The sequence below is a fragment of the Dysgonomonas termitidis genome (assembly GCF_042654545.1).
GTDB classification, from domain to species: Bacteria; Bacteroidota; Bacteroidia; order Bacteroidales; family Dysgonomonadaceae; genus Dysgonomonas; species Dysgonomonas termitidis.
In genome coordinates, this window is sequence record NZ_JBHSGN010000182.1 from 1 (window position 1) to 1,964 (window position 1,964).

The 1,964-nt window shown below is 48.8% G+C and carries 2 protein-coding genes; one reads left to right on the top strand and one right to left on the bottom strand.

The features are described 5' to 3' along the window. Window positions 1–364 precede the first annotated feature (364 nt). The gene (locus ACFO6W_RS25985) at window positions 365–760 is read left to right on the top strand and encodes a DUF5856 family protein (protein WP_380002040.1); all 396 of its coding nucleotides are present in this window, start codon (window positions 365–367) and stop codon (window positions 758–760) included. Window positions 761–883: 123 nt separating this feature from the next. Here the strand turns inward: ACFO6W_RS25985 and ACFO6W_RS25990 are convergent. Continuing rightward, on the bottom strand, window positions 884–1,964 hold a 1,081-nt coding region (locus tag ACFO6W_RS25990), incomplete at its 5' end, for a hypothetical protein (RefSeq protein WP_380002042.1).

Below are 1,964 nucleotides of genomic sequence, written 5' to 3' on the forward strand. Positions count from 1 at the left end.
TCATATATTATTTGTGAACCTCTCTGTAATTTGTCCCTGAAGACCGGCGCACAGTCCGGGAATTCAATGAGCCCATTTGTGGCCCGCTTACCGGCGCCACTTACGTGCTTAAGCACAAAGGTAAGACAGACAAGCGGATTCAGGGCATTTTAGCCCGGATATTTATCGGGGAATAAGATTTATTCACCTTTACTGTTATTATCGCCCTTTTAGCACCATTATTTTAGAAGCGATGGACAGGGGCTGCATGCAGGAAGGATTTTCCTTGATATACAACAATAATATTTTATCAGGCAATATCCCGTAAAAAAATATTAAAATCATTATATTTACAGGTATAATTATGAACCAATTTTTCAAAATTATGTACAATACATCATCAAAAGCTGTATCTGCCCATGTAGCGGTTGCGGCATTTATCGGAAAAGTCTTTTCATTTAACAGCAGCCTGAAACTGCATCACTGGCATATTACAGGCCCAGGCAGCTATTCCGCCCACATTGCATTGGATCAGGCTATCGAAGACCTGCTGGATGTAACCGACCGCCTGGTAGAAACATCGTATGCTACAATAGGAGACCTGGATATCGTAATTCCTGAAACAAAGAATCCATCGGATATCGTAAAGCATGCGGAAGAGTTTGTCAAATACACGGAATCCCAGAGGGAACTGTTTACGGAAGCCTTCACCCAGGCTATTATCGATGACTATCAGGAAGCAATCCGGCAATTATTGTACCGCCTGAAACGCCTTCAATAACAGGTAGTAATCTTTTATCCAAATACCGGTATTTTCTTTATTCGCAATACCGGTGTTTGCCGTTTATTTATTCTTAAAGAAGGAGTTAATAAGCATGATTCCATGCCGGTACTTTTTAGCGGATCATTTTGAAACCTCGCACATCAATACCCCCTTTCCCGTCACATCCGCTTTGGCAATGGTAACGGCTTTTCCCGTATAGGTTTTAGCGACCGCCGTACCCGCCGCGTTCCAGAGTTTCCATGTATAAGTATATTCCGTACCTGCCGCGTCCAGCTCCTCTCCGCCGCGGTATAGCACTGCTTTAGCGTCCACATCGTTGGCGTCGTTCTTAATAATAAATCCCTTCTGGCTCACGATATCCACCATAACAGGGTCGGACATATCCGAGAAGGAGATAATATCACATACGATCTTATTGGCGGAAGCATTGCCTGCCGAAGTATCCGTGTCTTTAATCGCGCATTTGAAGGTTTCAAAATTCAGGACGGCATCGGCGGTGATGGTAATCTCATTGCTTGTCCACCCTGCCGTTACTCCGCGCGGGTTGGAAGAAGTCAGGCACGACCAGCCCGCTCCCAGCATGGCATTGTAATACGGGTTCCTGACCGTAGCCCCGGATGCGGCCTCCGCCGTCAACGCGGAAGTCAGGGTAACTGCTTTGGTCGAAGTATTGACCGTCGAGATCGTATGTGTAGCCGTACCGATAACAATCTTCCCCCCGGCCTCCATATTGGCTACCGAAGCGACGGTTACGGTAACGGCCCCGGTCGCGGCAGCAGCCGAAAGGGTCGTATTGGCAAAGACGGAAGAATCCTTGATACCCCAGCAATAGGTTACGTTGGTCGTATCGATTGCCGCCCCGCGCCACAGGTCGCAGTGCGCCTTTAACGAAGCGACCTCGCCGTTACGGAAAATGACCCCGTCCGGGGCATAGGCGATAGCGCAGATCGTGGCTCCCGCCGACTGGTGCCGGGTGAATTGTATCTCCGAGCGGAAAGCGATCTCCAGGCCGTTCGCATCAATATACACCGCTTCGAAGGTATACCGTACCTGCGGCGATGTAATGCTCATATGGTTCGTATTGACCGTCAGGGCATATTTGGATGCTGCTGCGGCTATAGTGCAACTGTCTTGTCCCGAGGTGACGGCTACTCCGTCCTTATACCACCTGGACGAGCCGGTCTTGATTCCGGGTGTCAGC

Excerpts from the sequence above, each read along its gene's own strand:
- ACFO6W_RS25985 (WP_380002040.1), top strand. The coding sequence starts at position 365 with ATGTACAATACATCATCAAAAGCTGTATCTGCCCATGTAGCGGTTGCG.